The sequence below is a fragment of the Streptacidiphilus jiangxiensis genome, from assembly GCF_900109465.1.
Lineage (GTDB): Bacteria > Actinomycetota > Actinomycetes > Streptomycetales > Streptomycetaceae > Streptacidiphilus > Streptacidiphilus jiangxiensis.
In genome coordinates, this window is record NZ_FOAZ01000022.1 from 65511 (window position 1) to 81355 (window position 15845).

Here is a 15845-nt window from a genome sequence, read left to right on the forward strand (position 1 = left end):
TCCGGGCGGACGGTTGTCGCTCTCGGCTACCGGCGCACTGCGGGGCGCCAACAACGGCCCTCATGATCGACAGCATGGAGCTCCCCCGTGACACACAGTCAGTAATCATGTGTCTCTTCCATCTATGTGACGCTGCTCACGCTCGCTCGGTTCAAACGGCAGGTATAAGGGGACCCGCCTCCCTTACGGCGAACGGATGACCTACGATCGTCCCCCATGAGCACTGCCGCGACTCCCAGCACGCCGCTGCCCGTCCGTACGCCCAGCGCCCGTGCGAAGGGGCGCCACCGCCGCCCCGAGCGTCCCGAGCTGCCCGAGGGCGCCCCGACGCTGCTGCTCGCGATCCCCGCGCCGGCCTCGCCCGAGGCCCGTCAGCTGGCCGAGGAGATCGCGACGCTGATCCGGCTGGAGCACCCCGGCATCGAGGTCTCCCCCGCGTACCTGACGGCAGGTGAGGAGGACGGCCCGTACACCATGCGTGGCCTCTCCGACGTGCTGACGGCCGCTGTGGAGGCTCAGACGCCTCCCGTGGTCGTTCCCCTCTCCCCCGGCCCCTGCGCGGAGCTGGACGCCCTGCTGGCGCCCTTCGAGGGCGTCCAGCGCACGGACACCCTCGGCCCGCACCCGCTGCTGGCCGAGGCCGTCCATGTGCGCCTCTCCGAGGCGGGCCTCGCACGCGCGGACCGGGCGCGCCTGTTCGCCATCAACACGTCCGCCGACGGCATCGTGCTGGCCGGCACGGGCGGCGCCGAGGCGCTGGAGCTCGCCGAGGTCACCGCGGTCCTGCTGGCCGCCCGCCTGGCCGTCCCGGTCGTCGCCGCGTCCCTCGACTCCGCGGAGACCGTCGCGGCCGCGGTGACCCACCTGCGCGACTCCGGCTGCGTGCAGCCGGCCCTCGCCCCCTACCTCCTCGGCCCGGAGGTCTCCCCGGAGGCCCTCAAGGCCGTCGCCGAGGCCATCGACTGCGCGGCGGCCGAGCCGATCGGCGCGTACGCGGCCGTGGCCCGCCTGGCCCTGGGCCTCTACCTGGGCACGCTCGGCATCGACGCCGAGAACCTGTAGCCACTGCACTCACGGACGTTGCAACACCCGGAGCCTCGCGCCCCTGGGTGTTGCAACGGTCGGGTCCTGCGGGCTCTCCGGCTCCTGAGCCGGAACGCACCGAGGGCCGCCAGGACGGCGGTCAGCGCGGTGCAGCTGATCCAGGCGGAGCCGTCGCCCGGCATGTGGACGTTGCCGCCGCCCGCGTCGACGGTGCGCCGACCGGGTGGGGACGAGCTTGGTGAGGCCGAGCGCGAGCCCGAACCGCAGGGCGGTCCCGGCGATCCAGCGCCGGCGGAAGCGTCGGAACTCCCCCGCGCCCGTGCCGTACGCGTCAGTCGGTCGCGCTCAGGAAGCCGCCGCGCCCGTCGAACCGCGGACGACCAGCTCGGGCTGGAAGACGAACTCGCCGCGCTGCGCCGGGTTGCCGCCGATCTCCTCGAGCAGGACGTTGACCGCGGCCGCGCCCATCGCCTCGACCGGCTGGCGGATGGTGGTCAGCGGCGGGTCGGCGAAGGCGATCAGCGGCGAGTCGTCGAAGCCGACGACGGAGACGTCCTTGGGGACGGAGAGGCCGCGGGCGCGGGCGCCGCGGATCGCGCCGAAGGCCATCAGGTCGCTGCCGCACACGATCGCCGTGCAGCCCTTGTCGAGCAGGACGTTCGCCGCGGCCTGGCCGCCCTCGACGGTGAAGAGCGAGTGCTGGATCAGCCCCTGCGCCTCCCCCTCGGACAGGCCCAGCACCTCGCGCAGCGCGGCGACGAAGCCCTCCTCCTTGCGCAGGACGGGCACGAAGCGGGAGGGGCCGACCGCCAGGCCGATCCGCTCGTGGCCGAGGCCGGCCAGGTGGCGGACGGCCATCCACATCGCGGCGCGGTCGTCCGGGGAGATGAACGGCGCGGAGACCTTCTCGCTGAAGCCGTTGATCATCACGAAGGGGACGCCCTGCCCCTGCAGCCTGTCGTAGCGCGCCGTGTCGGCCGTCGTGTCCGCGTGCAGACCGGAGACGAAGACGATGCCGGTCACCCCGCGCTCGACCAGCATCTCGACCAGCTCGTCCTCGGTCGAGCCGCCGGGCGTCTGGGTGCACAGCACGGGCGTGTAGCCGTAGCGGGTCAGCACCTGCTCGATGACCTGGGCCAGCGCCGGGAAGATCGGGTTGCTCAACTCCGGGGTGATCAGCCCGATCAGGCCCGCGCTGCGCTGCCGCAGGCGGGTGGGGCGCTCGTAGCCGAGCACGTCGAGGGCGGCCAGCACCGTCTGACGCGTCGCCGCCGCCACTCCGGGCTTTCCGTTCAGCACACGGGAGACGGTGGCCTCACTGACCCCCGCCTGCGCCGCGATGTCCGCCAACCGCGCTGTGTTCACGGCACCGAAGCCTATTGCACGGACAGCCGTTCGCCCGATGTTTCTTCCAGGTCAGAGGCCGCGGATCGGCGCGGCAGACGGAACGAGAGCGCCAGAGCGGCCAGTGCCGCCACCGCGGGGACGTGGTAACCGGTGCCGGGCGGTGCGTGGTCGACGAGCCGGCCGCCCACCGCCGTGCCCGCGGAGATGCCCACGAGCAGGCCGGTCGTGGTCCAGGTGAAGCCCTCCGTCAGGCGTGACGGCGGCACCAGCTCCGCGACCAGGCCCATGCTGGTGGACATGGTCGGCGCCGTGGCGAAGCCCGCGACCAGCAGGATCGCGCCGACCGTCCACAACCCGCCGGCGAGCGGCAGCGGCGCCAGCGTCGCCGTCATCGCGGCCAGCGCCCACCGCAACCGGACGACGGCGGGTCCGCGGGGCCGCCACAGGCCCAGCAGCACGCCGGAGAGCGCGGAGCCGAGCGCGTAGCAGGCCAGCACCAGGCCCGCCGCGGCCTTGTGGCCGTGCGCCTGGGCGAAACCGATCGTGGTGATCTCCATGGTGCCGAAGACGACGCCGGTGGCCGTCAGCATCAGCACCAGTGCGGCGACGCCCGGCGCGCGCAGCGCACTGCCGGAGGCGGCGGCCGCCACGGGACCGGCCGGAGGCGGCTCGGTGCGGCGCTGGGCGGCCAGGGCCAGCACGCCCACGAGCGAGAGCGTGCCCGCCGTCAGGTAGCCGGTGAGCGGCGAGATGCCGGTGGCGAGCGCGGTCGCGGCCAGCGGGCCGAGGACGAAGCAGAGTTCGTCGACGACTCCCTCGTAGGCGTAGGCGGTGTGCAGCACCGCCTGGTCGCCGCGATGCAGGTGGGCCCAGCGGGCGCGGGCCAGCGAGCCGGTGTTCGGGCCGAGGCCGCTGACGACGCAGCCGAGCAGGTAGAGCCCGACGGGGGCGCGCAGCTCCAGCGCGAGCAGGACGCCCACACCACCGAGGGTGGCCAGCACCGCGGCGGGCACGGCGACCCGGGACTGGCCGTAGCGGTCCACCAGGCGGGCCTGCCAGGGCCCCGCCAGGGCGACGGTGACCAGCGCGGCGGCGCCGCCGAGCCCCGCCAGGCTGTAGGAGCCGTGGAGCGAGGTGACCAGCAGCGTCGCCGCCAGCGAGGACATGCCGACGGGGAAGCGCGCCACCAGCACGGCCAGCGTGAAGCCGACCGCGCCGCGTGGCGCGAACAGGGCGCGGTAGGACATCAGCGCCCGGCGCCCGCCGAGGGGGCGGCGCCGGTGGAGCCGCGCACGACGAGCTCGGGCTGGAAGACGAACTCGGCGCGGTGCGCGGGCGTGCCGCTGATCTCCTCCAGCAGCGCGTCGACCGCCGCCTGGCCCATCGCCTCGACCGGCTTGCGGATCGTGGTCAGCGGCGGGTCGGCGAAGGCGATCAGCGGGGAGTCGTCGAAGCCGACCACCGACACGTCGCCGGGGACGGCCAGGCCGCGCTGGCGGGCGGCGCGGATGACGCCGAAGGCCATCAGGTCGCTGCCGCACACGATCGCCGTGCAGCCCTTGTCGAGCAGCCGCGCGCCGGCGGCGTGCCCGCCCTCGACGGTGAACAGCGAGTGCTGGACCAGGTCCCGCGCGCCCTCCTCGGTCAGACCGAACAGCTCCTGGGCGGCCTCGGTGAAGCCCTCCAACTTGCGTGCCACCGGCACGAAGCGGGTCGGGCCGACGGCCAGGCCGACCTTCTCGTGGCCGAGTTCGGCGAGGTGGCGCAGGGCCATGCCCATCGCAGCACGGTCGTCGGGCGAGACGAAGGAGGCGTCGATGCGCTCGCTGTAGCCGTCCATCAGCACGAACGGCACGCCGCGACCGGCGAGTCGGGCGTAGCGCTCGTGGTCGGCGCTGGTGTCGGCGTGCAGGCCGGAGACGAAGACGATGCCGGTCACACCGCGTTCGACGAGCAGGTCGACGAGCTCGTCCTCGGTCGAGCCGCCGGGGGTCTGGGTGCACAGCACGGGCGTGTAGCCGTGCCGGGTGAGCACCTGCTCGATGACCTGGGCCAGCGCGGGGAAGATCGGGTTGCTGAGCTCGGGGATGATGAGCCCGATCAGGCCGGCGCTGCGCTGCCGCAGCTTGACCGGCCGGTCGTAGCCGAGCACGTCGAGGGCGGCCAGCACGGTCTGCCGGGTGGAGCCGGAGACGCCCGCCTTGCCGTTGAGGACACGGGAGACGGTGGCCTCGCTGACGCCGGCCTGGGCGGCGATATCCGCCAGCCGGGCCGGTGCCTGCGGCGGCACCGGCGTGCCGACCTGTGGGGGAACGGTCATCTCAGGCCGACCACCAGACGGTGGTGTCGGCCGGGATCTCGATCTCCTCGCCGGAGTCGGTCCTGACCGGCTCCTCGCCCGAGGTGAGCAGCAGGCGCCCAGGCACGGACGACACGGACACGCGCACGGGCGAGGAGCCGGTGTTGGCCACGCAGACGAAGGCACCGTCCGCGTGGGCCCGGCGGAAGGCCAGCGCCCCGGCGGGGGCGTCCAGCCATTCCACGCTGTCGCCCGCGCCGAGCGCCGGGTGCGCGGCCCGGATCGCGAGGGCGGAACGGTAGAGCTCCAGCGTGGAGGTCGGGTCGCCGGTCTGCACCTCGACGCTGAGCTCGGCCCAGGAGTCCGGCTGCGGCAGCCAGCTGGGTCCGCCCGCGACCGGGCCGAAGCCGTAGGGCGCCTCGGCGCCGGACCACGGGATCGGCACGCGGCAGCCGTCGCGAAAGCCGTCCTGGCCCTCGGCGCGGTGGAAGGACGGGTCCTGGCGCACCTCGTCCGGCAGGTCGGTGACGTCGGGCAGGCCGAGCTCCTCGCCCTGGTAGACGTAGGCCGAGCCGGGCAGGGCCAGCATCAGCACGGTGGCGGCGCGGGCGCGGCGCAGGCCGAGCACGCGGTCGCCGGGGGTGCGGATCTGGGTGGCCCCGGTGGCGGGGTTGGCGAACCGGGTGGTGTGCCGGGTGACGTCGTGGTTCGACAGCACCCAGGTGGCGGGCGCGCCGACCGGGCGCATCGCGTCCAGGGTCAGGTCGACCACCTCGCGCAGCTTCTCGGCGTCCCACCCGGTGCCCAGGTACTGGAAGTTGAACGCCTGGTGCAGCTCGTCGGGGCGGACGTAGTTGGCGGTGCGGTCGACCGTCGGGGTCCACGCCTCGGCGACGAAGATGCGCTCGCCCGGGTACTCGTCCAGGATGGGCCGCCAGGAGCGGTAGATCTCGTGGACGCCGTCCTGGTCGAAGAAGGGCATGGTGTCGTTGCCGAGCAGCTTCAGCTGGTCGTGCACGCCCAGGTCGGGCAGGCCCTTGGCCTTGACCAGGCCGTGGGCGACGTCGATGCGGAAGCCGTCGACGCCCAGGTCCAGCCAGAAGCGCAGGATCGAGCGGAACTCGTCGGCGACGGCCGGGTGCTCCCAGTCGAAGTCGGGCTGCTCGGGCGCGAACAGGTGCAGGTACCACTGACCGGGCGTGCCGTCCGGCTCGGTGACCCGGGTCCAGGCCGGGCCACCGAAGATGGACTCCCAGTCGTTGGGCGGCAGTTCGCCGTTCTCGCCATTGCCGTCACGGAAGTGGAACCGCTTGCGCAGCGCCGAGCCGGGGCCCTCGCGCAGCGCCTGCTGGAACCACTCGTGCTGGTCCGAGCAGTGGTTGGGGACGAGGTCGAAGATGACGCGCAGACCCAGCGCATGCGCGTCCTCGATCAGCCCGGCGGCGTCGGCCAGCTCCCCGAACATCGGGTCGACCCGCCGGTAGTCGGAGACGTCGTACCCGGCGTCGGCCTGCGGGGAGGCGTAGAACGGCGAGAGCCAGACCGCGTCCACGCCCAGGTCGCGCAGGTAGGGCAGGCGCGAGCGGATGCCCGCGAGGTCGCCCATCCCGTCACCGTTCGCGTCGGCGAAGCTGCGGGGGTAGACCTGGTAGATCACGGCCTCACGCCACCAGCCGGTTCTCCGCTGCGCGTTGGACTCGCCTTCACCACTGGTGGCGGGACGGGCCGGAACAACGAGGTGCTGGGTCATGGGATCCCTTGGGTGCGAGAGATGCGAGAGAAGAAGTGGCTGGTACGGCGACGGACCGGCTGGGGTGTCAGCCCTTGGTCCCGCCGGCGGTGAGGCCGGTCACCAGGTTCTTCTGGACCAGGTAGAAGAAGGCGGCGGCGGGGATGGCGATCAGCACACCCGTCGCGGCCATGTAGTTCCACTGCGAGTTGAACTGGCTGACGAAGGTCTGCAGGCCGACGGCCAGCGTGTAGTGGTTCGACGAGAGCAGGAAGAACGAGGCGAAGGCGACCTCGCCCCACGCGGTGAGGAAGGTGTAGAACGCCGCCACCGCGAGGCCGGGGCGGGCGAGCGGGATGATCAGCCGCCAGAAGGTGCCGAACGGGTTGAGCCCGTCGATCCGGCCCGCCTCGTCGATCTCCACCGGGATGGTGTCGAAGTAGCCCTTGAGCAGCCAGGCGCAGTACGGCACGGCGGTGGTGCAGTAGACCAGGATCAGGCCGCCGTAGGTGTCCAGCAGCTTGGTGTCGGCCAGGATCTTGTACATCGGCACCATCAGCACCGACACCGGGAACATCTGGGTCAGCAGGAAGGTGTACATCAGGGTGCCGCGACCCAGGAACCTGATCCGGGAGACGGCGTAGCCGGCGCTCGCGGCGACCAGGACACCGACGACGGTCGTACCGGCGGCGATCAGGGTGGAGTTGCCGAGCCAGGTGAAGAAGTCCGTGTGGTTCACCACGTGGTCGTAGTTGGCCAGCGAGGGATGCGCCGCGATCCGGTTCGGATGCTGGTAGTCGAACTCGCCCGCCCCGAGGGAGATGTAGGCGACCCAGGCCACCGGGAAGGCGGCGACGAAGGCGGCGACGGCCAGCACGGAGTGCAGTCCGGCGGAGGCGAGCGGCCCGCGCTCGCCGCGGCCGCGGGTCTTCTTGGTGCTCATGCCTGCTCTCCCTGCATGCGCCGGATCCAGCGCCGGTAGAACTCGGTGAAGACGACGAGGATGGACAGGCACAGCACGCCGACCGTCGCGGCGCCCGCGTAGTCCATCGGGTTCTGGCCGAAGAAGAGCTGGTACGAGTAGGTGACCAGGATCTGCACGCTGTCGCTGTTGGTGGAGCCGAACAGCAGGAAGATCACGATGAACTGGTTGAAGGTCCAGATCACGCCGAGCAGGATCACCGTGCTGCTGACCGGGCGCAGGCCCGGCAGCGTGACGTTGCGGAACCGCTGCCACGGGCTCGCGCCGTCCATCTCGGCGGCCTCGTAGAGCTCACCCGGGATGGCCTGGAGGCCACCCAGCATGGAGAGCATCATGAACGGCACGCCGACCCAGACGTTGACCGTGATCGCGGCGATCTTCTGCCAGAACGGGTTGCTCAGCCACTCGGGTTGGCCGAGGCCCAGCGAGCCGAGCAGGTGGTTGACCGCACCGCCGTCGGAGAGCAGCAGCCGCCAGGAGAAGATGGTGACGAAGGTCGGCACCGCCCAGGGCAGCACCAGCAGCGTCCGGTACAGGGTGCGCCCGCGCACCTGCCGGTTGAGCAGGACGGCGAGGCCGAGGCCCAGCGACACCGTGATGGCGACACAGCTGACGGTCCAGATGATGGTCCACCAGAAGTGCGGCCAGAACTGGTTGTCGGGGCCGGAGAGGATGTCGACGTACTGCTTCAGGCCGACCCAGCTGAACGTGTCGGGGATGTGGTTAACCCCGATGGTGTGGCCCACGTTGAGGCTGGTGGCGTTGGTGAAGGTGTACATGATGCCCAGCACCAGCGGATAGCCGACCAGGACACCGAGGATCACCACGACCGGGGCGCACATCGCCCAGGCGTACCAGTACTGGTCGTAGGAACGCCGGAGGCGGCGGAGCGGGCCGGCCTGCTTGGGCGGCTTCTCCTCGGTCCGGCGTGGCGTGGCGGCTTCCGCCGGCGCGGCCACGGTCATGGGGCACCTCTTCGGGGAACTCTGGCCTCTTCGGGAGACTCTGGGGGGAGTACGAAGCGGGATGCCGGCCGGCCGCCCCCACCCTCACGGGGACGACCGGCCGGCACGGGGTCACTGCGCGGCGTAGTCCGGCAGCAGCTTCTGGGCCTGCACGGTGCTGTTGCTCATGCCCTGCGCAACGCTCTCCTGGCCGGTCAGCATCTTGGTCAGCTCGGTGCCGAACGGGCCGTACAGGTCGCTGTAGTGGGCCAGCGCCGGACGCGGCACGCCCGCGGACAGGACGGCCTGGAAGCCGGCGATGCCCGGGTTGGCGGTGACGGCGGAGGTGTAGGCGTCCGTACGGGTCGGCAGCGTCGAGTTCTTGGTCGCGATCTCGATCTGCGACTGCGCCGAGGTCAGGAAGGCGATGAACTTCTCCGAGGCGGCCTGGTGCGCGGCGTCGGAACCGGCGTAGGCGACCAGGTTGTGACCGCCGATCGGCGCGCCGGCCTTGCCGGCCGAGCCGGCCGGGACCACGGCGATGCCCAGGTTGGTCTTGTCGGAGAAGGCGGCACCCTTGAAGACGTTGGTGGTCTCCCACGGGCCCTGGATGATCGAGGCGACCTTGCCGGTCTCGAAGGCGTCCATGATGTTGGCGTAGCCGTTGGGCGTGGTGTCGAGCTTGGAGACGCCCGGGGCGGAGACCAGGTCCTTCAGGGTGTTGATGCCCTTGATGGCGGCGGCGGAGTTGAACTCCAGCTTCTTGTTGGCCAGGTCCACCATGTCGGTGCCCTCGCCGTACAGGAACGGCATGGCGTAGTAGGAGGCCGGGTTGAAGGCGAAGCCGTCGACGCCCGCCTTCTGCTTGACCAGCGCGGAGTCGGCCTTCAGCTCGTCCCAGGTCTTCGGCGCGGCGGTGATGCCGGCCTTGGCGAAGAGCGACTTGTTGTACATCAGCGCCAGGGTGTCGGTCACCTCGGGCATGCCGAAGAGCTTGCCCTGGTAGGTGGCCTGCTGGATCAGCTGCGGCTCGAACGAGGACTTCTCGGCGGCGGCCGGGGTGCCGTCGAGCGGGGCCAGCAGGCCCGCCTGGGCGAAGCCGGCGACCCAGCCGACATCGGAGCGCAGCACGTCCGGCGCGCCCTTGCCCGCCGTGGCGGCGGTGGTGAACTTCGCCTGCGCGTTCGCGAACGGCACGTTGACGTAGTTGACCTTGATGTTCGGGTTGGCCTGCTCGAACTGGGCGACCAGGGCCTTGTAGGTCGGGGCCTCGTTGGTGGCGTCCGAGGTGTCCCACCAGGTGATGGTGACGGGCCCGGCGTTGGCGGCCGAGCCGCCCGAGCTGCTGCCGCCGGAAGAACCGCAAGCGCTTGCAGAAACCGCTATCGCCGTCGCAAGAACGGCGGCCGCAATGCCACGACGCATCGTGCATCTCCTTCGGGGGTGGGGAGCCCAGAGCCGCACTGCCGCTGGGCTTGGGGAGGAACGTAACAGCGGTGTGAGCGCGCTGGAAAGTCCTTGCAGCAAATTTCTGCAAGGCGGCAGGATCGTTACCTGCGCGTGTCCTCGGTGTTGCGGCCAGAAGACCGAGGCCGCGCCGCCCCGGAGGACAGCGCGGCCGGTCAGAGCCTTGTGGAGCTTTCTGCAACTTCTACCGGGACGGGTCCTCCAGCAGCTCGCGCAGCAGCTGTGCGAGATGCACGGCCCGTCGGCCGTCGGCGAGTTGGGCGATCTGGGTGCGGCAGCTGAAGCCGTCCGCCAGCACCCGCGCCCGCGGCTCGGCCCGCAGCGCGGGCAGCAGCACGCGCTCCGCGGCGGCGACCGAGACGTCGTGGTGTCCCGGCTCGAACCCGAAGTTCCCCGCCAGCCCGCAGCAGGAGGGGGGCAGCCGTCGCACGTCCAGCCCGAACCGCGCCGCCACCCGCTCGTCGGCACCGGTGCCGAGGACGGCGTGCTGGTGGCAGTGCGTCTGCGCGAGCGCGCCGAGCGGTTCGTGCGTCTGCTCGCCGATGTCGGCCTCGTCCAGCAGCTCGGCGAACGTCCGCACCCGCGCGGCAAGACGGGCCGCGCGCGGGTCCTCGGGCAGCAGGCGGGGCAGTTCCTCGCGCAGCGCGGCGGCGCAGCTGGGTTCGAGTACGACGACGGGCACGTCGGCGGGGCTCGCCGCGAGGACGCGGAGAGTACGGGCCATGGTCCGGCGGGCGGCGTCGAGGCGGCCGGTGCTCACGTGGGTCAGCCCGCAGCAGACCGCCCCCACGGGCAGCTGCGGCCGGAACCCCAGCCGGGTCAGCACGGCCGCGCCGGCATCGAGCACGTCGGGGTCGAGGTGGTTGCCGAACGTGTCGGGCCACAGCAGGACGCTGCGCACCGCGGACCCGTCCCCGCCCGCGCGCTCCGCGCCGCCCGAAGGCAGGCGGCGCCGCGTCGCGAACCCCACCCCTCGGCCGATCGCCGACCCCACCCGGCCTCGGGCACGCGGAGCGGCATCGCCCGCATCCGGACCCACCGCTCCGGTCGGAGGCAGCGCCCCGGTCGCGCCCGGCCGTGCACCGCCGCGGGCACGCGGAGCGGCATCGCCCGCATCCGGACCCACCGCTCCGGTCGGAGGAGGCGTCCCCGTCGCGCCCCGCCGTGCACCGCCGCCTTCGGTGCGCGAACCAGTGCCGCAGGCCGACAGCGGCTCGGGGTGGTACGTGCTGGTGAAGGAGCGCGGCGGGATGGACGGCAGCGGCCGTTCCGGGGCCGTGCCGGCCACGACACGGGCGAGGGTGGCGAGAGGGCGCACGCGCAGGGCCGCGCGCGCGGCGCGGGCCGCGCCCGGGACGGTGTGCAGCATGCGCAGCAGGCGCGGCAAGCCGCCCAGCACGTAGTGCACGCGCGGACGGAGACGGCGGCGGTAGTGCCGGTGCAGGAACTCCGACTTGTACGTCGCCATGTCGACATGGACCGGGCAGTCGCTCGCGCAGCCCTTGCAGGACAGGCACAGGTCCAGCGCGTCCCGTACCTCGCGCGAGCGCCAGCCGTCCGTGATCGGCCCCTCCCCCGTCACGCTCCCCCGCAGCAGCTCGCCCAGCAGCCGCGCGCGACCGCGCGTCGAATGCCGCTCGTCGCGCGTCGCGGCGTAGCTCGGGCACATCACGGCAGCCGGATCGTCCGCGACGCACGCCCCCACGCCGACACAGCGCCGCGCGCCGTCGGCCAGCGGCAGCGTGCGCGGCAGGCCCGGCTGGCGCAGGTCCGCGTCCAGGGGGCGCGGGTCGACGACGTTGCCCGGGTTGAGCAGGTTCTCCGGGTCGAACGCGGCCTTGAACCGGCGGAAGAGCGCGAGCACCTCCGGCGGGTACATCAGGCCCAGCAGCTCGGCCCGCGCCTGTCCGTCGCCGTGCTCGCCGGAGAGCGAGCCGCCGTGCCGGACCGCCGACGCGGCCGCCTCGGTCAGGAAACGCCGGAACCGACCGTCGGTCGGGGTGTCGAGCGGGAAGTCCAGGCGCAGGTGCAGGCAGCCCTCGCCGAAGTGTCCGAACGGCGTCCCACGCAGCCCGTGGTCGGCGGTCAGCGCACGCAGCTCGCGCAGGTAGGGCGCCAGCCGCTCGGGCGGTACTGCGGAGTCCTCCCAGCCCGGCCAGGCCTCCTGCCCGTCCGGCCCGCGCGTCGCCGTCCCGGCGGCGGCCTCGCGCACCCGCCACAGGGCCCGCTGCCCCGCCTGGTCCGCCACCACGGCCACGGCCGCGCCCTGCGCCCGCACCGCGCGCTCGAGGGCACGCGCATGGTCGCCCGCCTCCGCCTCCAGGAACAGCCACCCACCCCCCTTCGGCAGCCGCGCCCGCTCCGCGTCCGAGCGGATCAGGTCCGCGCCCATCCCCTCGGCGGTCAGTGGCCGCAACGGCAACAGCTCGACGACCGCCTCCGCGGCGGCCGTCTCGTCGGCGTACCCCGCGACCACCAGCTCGGTCCGCTCCGCCCTCGGCACGAGGTCGACCACGGCACCGAGCACGATCGCACACCCGCCCTCCGTCCCCGTCAGGGCACGGACCAGGTCGAAGCCGCGCTCGGGCAGCAGCGCGTCGAGCGCGTAGCCGGAGCCGCGGCGCGGCAGCGTCGGATAGGACTGACGGAGCGTCATGAGGTTTTCGGTCGCGAGCGCGTGGAGCTCCCGGTGGAGCGCGCCGACTCGTCCCGGCTCGTCCAGCAGCGCCTGCCGTTGGGCGGCGCTGCGCGGCCCGTGGACGGTCAGCTCGGTACCGTCGGCGAGCAGCAGGTCCAGCGAGCGGACGTTGTCGGAGGTGCGCCCGTAGGCGACGGAGTGCGCACCGCAGGAGTCGTTCCCGATCATCCCCCCGAAGGTGCAGCGGCTGTGCGTCGACGGGTCCGGCCCGAACCGCAGCGCGTGTGGCGCCGCCAGCTTCTGCAGTGCGTCCAGCACAGTCCCCGCGCGGACCCGCGCGGTGCGCGCCCCCGGGTCGACCGCGTCCGCGTCCAGCGCGCCGAGCCCGGCCCGCAGGTCCAGCACGAGCGCGCCCGGGCTCACCGCCTGCCCCCCGATGCTGGTGCCCGCGCCGCGGGCGAGCACGGACACCCCGTGCTCCCGCGCGAGCGCGACGGCCGCCCGCACGTCGTCCAGGGACGCGGGTTTCACGACCCCCAGGGGCACCTGGCGGTAGTTCGACGCGTCGTAGGCGTAGACCGCGCGCTGGGCAGCCCCGAAGTCGACGTCGCCCTGGAGAGCGGCCCGCAGCGCTTTTTCGAGGCTCACCCGATCATTCTGAACCAGGGGACGTTGCAGCCACCTCAGTCGACGAACGTGGCCGCCTTCGCCACCTCGGCGGCGTCGCAGCGTGCTGTCACCGGAGCCGGCCAGGCGAGGAAGCCTTGGCTGCGGTACTCGCCGAAGGCGCACGCGCCCGGGATGCCGGCGGCGAGGTAGGGGCCGGAGCCGAGGCCGCCGAGGCCGTTGAGCTGCTGCGCCAGCTCCTGCGCGGCCGGGGACGACGGCGGGACGGCGGGCATGTCCGGGCACGGGACGAGCTGCGGGTCCGCCACGTCCGGCGGGCGCCAGTCGAGGGCGTAGCAGCGGACCACGTCCACCACCCGGCGGCCACCGAACGCCCCGGCCATCGTGCGACCGTGGACCTGGACGATGAGCACCGTCTCGGTCGGGCCGCGGTAGTCGTCACGGACCAGGACCGCGTCGAGCCCGGCGGCCACACCGGCGAACCGTGCCTCGCCGGGTTCACCGTCGGGGACGAGCTGGCGCAGCGCCATCGCGACCAGGCGCGCGTGGCCGTCCGCGGCCTGCGCCGCGCGTGTGGAGGCCTGAGCGTCCGTCATCCAGCCGAAGGACTGGCCGACGAAGGCCACCGCCGCGACCGAGGCGAGGGTGATGGCGAGGCCGAGCAGGCGTCGCCACGTGGGGACGGTGAGACGCGGGGGCCGGAGGGGGCCCGGAGGGACCAGTCCCGGTCCGTGGATCGCCGCGCTGCCCATTCCCGCCCCTCACCACCCTCCGGACGCCGGACTGTGTTGCTCCCGTGAAGAACCATTGTGCGGCCCGCGCAGGAGGTTTGGACCATCGGGGGCAGAATTCGGTGCGGACCGGCGTACGGACGGACGGTGTTCGGCCACCCAGCCGAAGGGAGCGGGGCCGGTTGTCACTCGTTCGCGTAAGGCGGCCGTCGCGCCCGGTCGTGGCCGATCGGGTCGACTACGGTCGGGCTCGCCATGACGACTCGTGCCCTGACGGATCGCGCCGCGAACCGTGACGCAGGCGGTGCCGCGGCGGCGCGGGCCGCGGCGGTCTCGCCGACACTCGCGCATCGCGTCCTCTCCCTCCTCGCCGTCGTCGTGCTGTTCCAGGGGCTGCCGACCCTGCTGCGCGCCGAGGCGACCTCCCGTGTCTACCTCAGCGTCGGGTTCGGGCTGCTGTACGGGGCGCTGCTGGCGCTGGCCGTGCTGACGGTCGTCGCCCGCGGCGAGCGGGGCCTGCGGCGCCTCGACGTCGCGGTGCTGCTGGCGGCGCTGGCGCGGCTCGGGTTGCAGGCCGCCTACGCGACCGGCAGCGGCGCTCCCCCGTACCACGACGACGAGGGGGCGCTGGTGACCATGGCCGCGCGCTCCCTCGCGGCGGGCGGCCACGTCTACGGCGCGCACTTCCCCGGCGCCGCACGGCTCTTCCAGGTCGGCATGACGCCGCTGATGGACGGCAGGACGGCGGACACCTTCGGCTACCCGCCGCTGAGCGTGCTGCTGACCGCGCCGTTCGGTGCGCACGGGATGCTGCCCCTGCCCGGCTGGGTGCCCGTGGCGGGGCTGTGGAGCCTGGGGGCGCTGGCCGTCACCGCGCTGCTGATGTTCCGTCTGCTGCCGCCCGCGCTACGGCCGGGGGCCACGGTCCTGGTGTTGGGCGTGACCTGGATGTTCACCTACGCCCGCGAGGGCTACCCGGTCTTCCTCGCCCTGCCGTTCCTGGTGGTGGTGCTGGCCGGGTGGAGCCGGATCGGCACGGGGGCCCGGCTCGGCCGGGCGGGCGTCGTCTCCGCCTGCTGTCTGGGCGCGGCCGACGCCGCACACCAACTCGCCTGGTTCCTCAGCGCGTTCCTGCTGCTCGGCGTCCTGCTGGTGCGCCGCGGCGAGCTGGGGCGCTGGCGACCCGCCCTCGCCGTGACGGCCCGCTACGGGGCCCTGGCGGCCGGGGTGTTCCTGCTGCTGAACCTGCCGTTCCTGCTCCTCGACGGCGGCGCCTGGCTCCCGGGCGTCCTGACGGTGCTGACCCAGCACGCCTCCCCGCAGGGGCTCGGACCGGTCGACGTCAGTCTCTGGCTGACCTCCGGCAGCGGCGCCCTCGGCCTGTACTCGGCGGCCGCCGCGGCCGCGCTGCTCGCCACGCTCGTGGCCCTGGCGCTGTGGCCGTCCCGGTTGGCTCCGGCGCTCGCGCTGCTGCCGTGGCCCGCGTTCTTCCTCTCCACCCGCTCCACCGAGACCTACTTCGTGCTGCTGGCCCCGCTCTGGCTGGTCGCCCTGGCCTGCAACGAGCGGGCGCTGTTCGGCGCGGCCTGGGCCTGGCGGGCCGGACCGCTGCGGCGCCGGACCGTGCGGCTCGCGCTGCCGCCGCTGCTGGCGCTGCCCGCCCTCACCCTGCTGCTGGTCGCGATCGCGACCCCGCCGCCGTTCCGCGTCACCGCGACGGCGTCCGGCCCCCGCAGCGGACACACCGTCGGCCTCAGCAGGATCACCGCGACGCTGCGCAACACCGGTGACCTGCCGCTGGCCCCGGCTTTCGCGACGGGGGTCAACGCATGGCTCGACTTCGACTGGCGGGTCGTCTCCGGCCCGCACACCGTCCCCGCGCACGGCACCGCCGTCTACGTGCTGCGCCGCATCGGCGCGCCGCTCGCCCCCAACCCGGCGGGACCGACCTGGCTGCAGGTGCTCACGGACGGCCCGATGACGCTGACCAACCAACGGCTGACCATCACCCGCTGACCGCTCGGCCCTGGACCCCTC

Annotated in this window: 11 protein-coding genes; 2 read left to right on the forward strand and 9 right to left on the reverse strand. The window is 73.3% G+C overall.

Annotated elements, in window-relative coordinates:
- Nucleotides 1–216: 216 nt before the first annotated feature.
- Nucleotides 217–1062, forward strand: coding sequence for a sirohydrochlorin chelatase (locus BMY61_RS33590; RefSeq protein WP_042452461.1), 846 nt, complete (start codon nucleotides 217–219; stop codon nucleotides 1060–1062).
- 327 nt (nucleotides 1063–1389) lie between these two features.
- Here BMY61_RS33590 and BMY61_RS33595 read toward each other — a convergent pair whose 3' ends face one another.
- The 9 genes from BMY61_RS33595 to BMY61_RS33635 form a co-directional block, all read right to left on the reverse strand.
- Nucleotides 1390–2409, reverse strand: coding sequence for a LacI family DNA-binding transcriptional regulator (locus tag BMY61_RS33595; protein WP_143094662.1), 1020 nt, complete (start codon nucleotides 2407–2409; stop codon nucleotides 1390–1392).
- Between the two features lie 11 nt (nucleotides 2410–2420).
- The gene (locus BMY61_RS33600; RefSeq protein ID WP_042452458.1) at nucleotides 2421–3638 is read right to left on the reverse strand and encodes an MFS transporter; all 1218 of its coding nucleotides are present in this window, start codon (nucleotides 3636–3638) and stop codon (nucleotides 2421–2423) included.
- A complete protein-coding gene (locus tag BMY61_RS33605) occupies nucleotides 3638–4711 on the reverse strand; it encodes a LacI family DNA-binding transcriptional regulator (RefSeq protein WP_042452455.1) in 1074 nt (357 codons plus the stop codon). Before BMY61_RS33605 ends, BMY61_RS33600 begins: the two co-directional genes overlap by 1 nt.
- A gap of 1 nt (nucleotide 4712) precedes the next feature.
- A complete protein-coding gene (locus tag BMY61_RS33610; RefSeq protein WP_042452452.1) occupies nucleotides 4713–6440 on the reverse strand; it encodes a glycoside hydrolase family 13 protein in 1728 nt (575 codons plus the stop codon).
- Nucleotides 6441–6507: 67 nt separating this feature from the next.
- Nucleotides 6508–7362 (reverse strand): sugar ABC transporter permease, encoded by an 855-nt coding sequence (locus BMY61_RS33615; protein ID WP_042452450.1) that lies wholly within the window; start codon nucleotides 7360–7362, stop codon nucleotides 6508–6510.
- Nucleotides 7359–8366 carry a carbohydrate ABC transporter permease gene (locus tag BMY61_RS33620; protein WP_042452447.1) on the reverse strand — a complete coding sequence of 336 codons (1008 nt, stop codon included), beginning with the start codon at nucleotides 8364–8366 and terminating at the stop codon, nucleotides 7359–7361. Before BMY61_RS33620 ends, BMY61_RS33615 begins: the two co-directional genes overlap by 4 nt.
- Nucleotides 8367–8477: 111 nt before the next feature.
- Nucleotides 8478–9770 carry an extracellular solute-binding protein gene (locus BMY61_RS33625; RefSeq protein ID WP_042452444.1) on the reverse strand — a complete coding sequence of 431 codons (1293 nt, stop codon included), beginning with the start codon at nucleotides 9768–9770 and terminating at the stop codon, nucleotides 8478–8480.
- A gap of 226 nt (nucleotides 9771–9996) precedes the next feature.
- Nucleotides 9997–13098, reverse strand: a complete 3102-nt coding sequence (locus BMY61_RS33630) for an FAD-binding and (Fe-S)-binding domain-containing protein (protein WP_042452443.1) — start codon at nucleotides 13096–13098, stop codon at nucleotides 9997–9999.
- 35 nt (nucleotides 13099–13133) lie between these two features.
- Nucleotides 13134–13829, reverse strand: coding sequence for a hypothetical protein (locus tag BMY61_RS33635; protein ID WP_042452440.1), 696 nt, complete (start codon nucleotides 13827–13829; stop codon nucleotides 13134–13136).
- Nucleotides 13830–14063: 234 nt separating this feature from the next.
- On the opposite strand from BMY61_RS33635, the gene BMY61_RS33640 reads away from it, so the two are divergent.
- Nucleotides 14064–15824: a hypothetical protein gene (locus BMY61_RS33640; RefSeq protein ID WP_052439008.1), complete on the forward strand. Its 1761-nt coding sequence runs from the start codon at nucleotides 14064–14066 to the stop codon at nucleotides 15822–15824.
- Nucleotides 15825–15845 lie beyond the last annotated feature (21 nt).

Bases quoted from the DNA above. Each gene is read 5' to 3' on its own strand.
- BMY61_RS33590 (WP_042452461.1), top strand. From the start codon at position 217: ATGAGCACTGCCGCGACTCCCAGCACGCCGCTGCCCGTCCGTACGCCC.
- BMY61_RS33600 (WP_042452458.1), bottom strand. From the start codon at position 3,638: ATGTCCTACCGCGCCCTGTTCGCGCCACGCGGCGCGGTCGGCTTCACG.
- BMY61_RS33605 (WP_042452455.1), bottom strand. From the start codon at position 4,711: ATGACCGTTCCCCCACAGGTCGGCACGCCGGTGCCGCCGCAGGCACCG.
- BMY61_RS33610 (WP_042452452.1), bottom strand. From the start codon at position 6,440: ATGACCCAGCACCTCGTTGTTCCGGCCCGTCCCGCCACCAGTGGTGAA.
- BMY61_RS33615 (WP_042452450.1), bottom strand. From the start codon at position 7,362: ATGAGCACCAAGAAGACCCGCGGCCGCGGCGAGCGCGGGCCGCTCGCC.
- BMY61_RS33620 (WP_042452447.1), bottom strand. From the start codon at position 8,366: ATGACCGTGGCCGCGCCGGCGGAAGCCGCCACGCCACGCCGGACCGAG.
- BMY61_RS33625 (WP_042452444.1), bottom strand. From the start codon at position 9,770: ATGCGTCGTGGCATTGCGGCCGCCGTTCTTGCGACGGCGATAGCGGTT.
- BMY61_RS33635 (WP_042452440.1), bottom strand. From the start codon at position 13,829: ATGGGCAGCGCGGCGATCCACGGACCGGGACTGGTCCCTCCGGGCCCC.
- BMY61_RS33640 (WP_052439008.1), top strand. From the start codon at position 14,064: ATGACGACTCGTGCCCTGACGGATCGCGCCGCGAACCGTGACGCAGGC.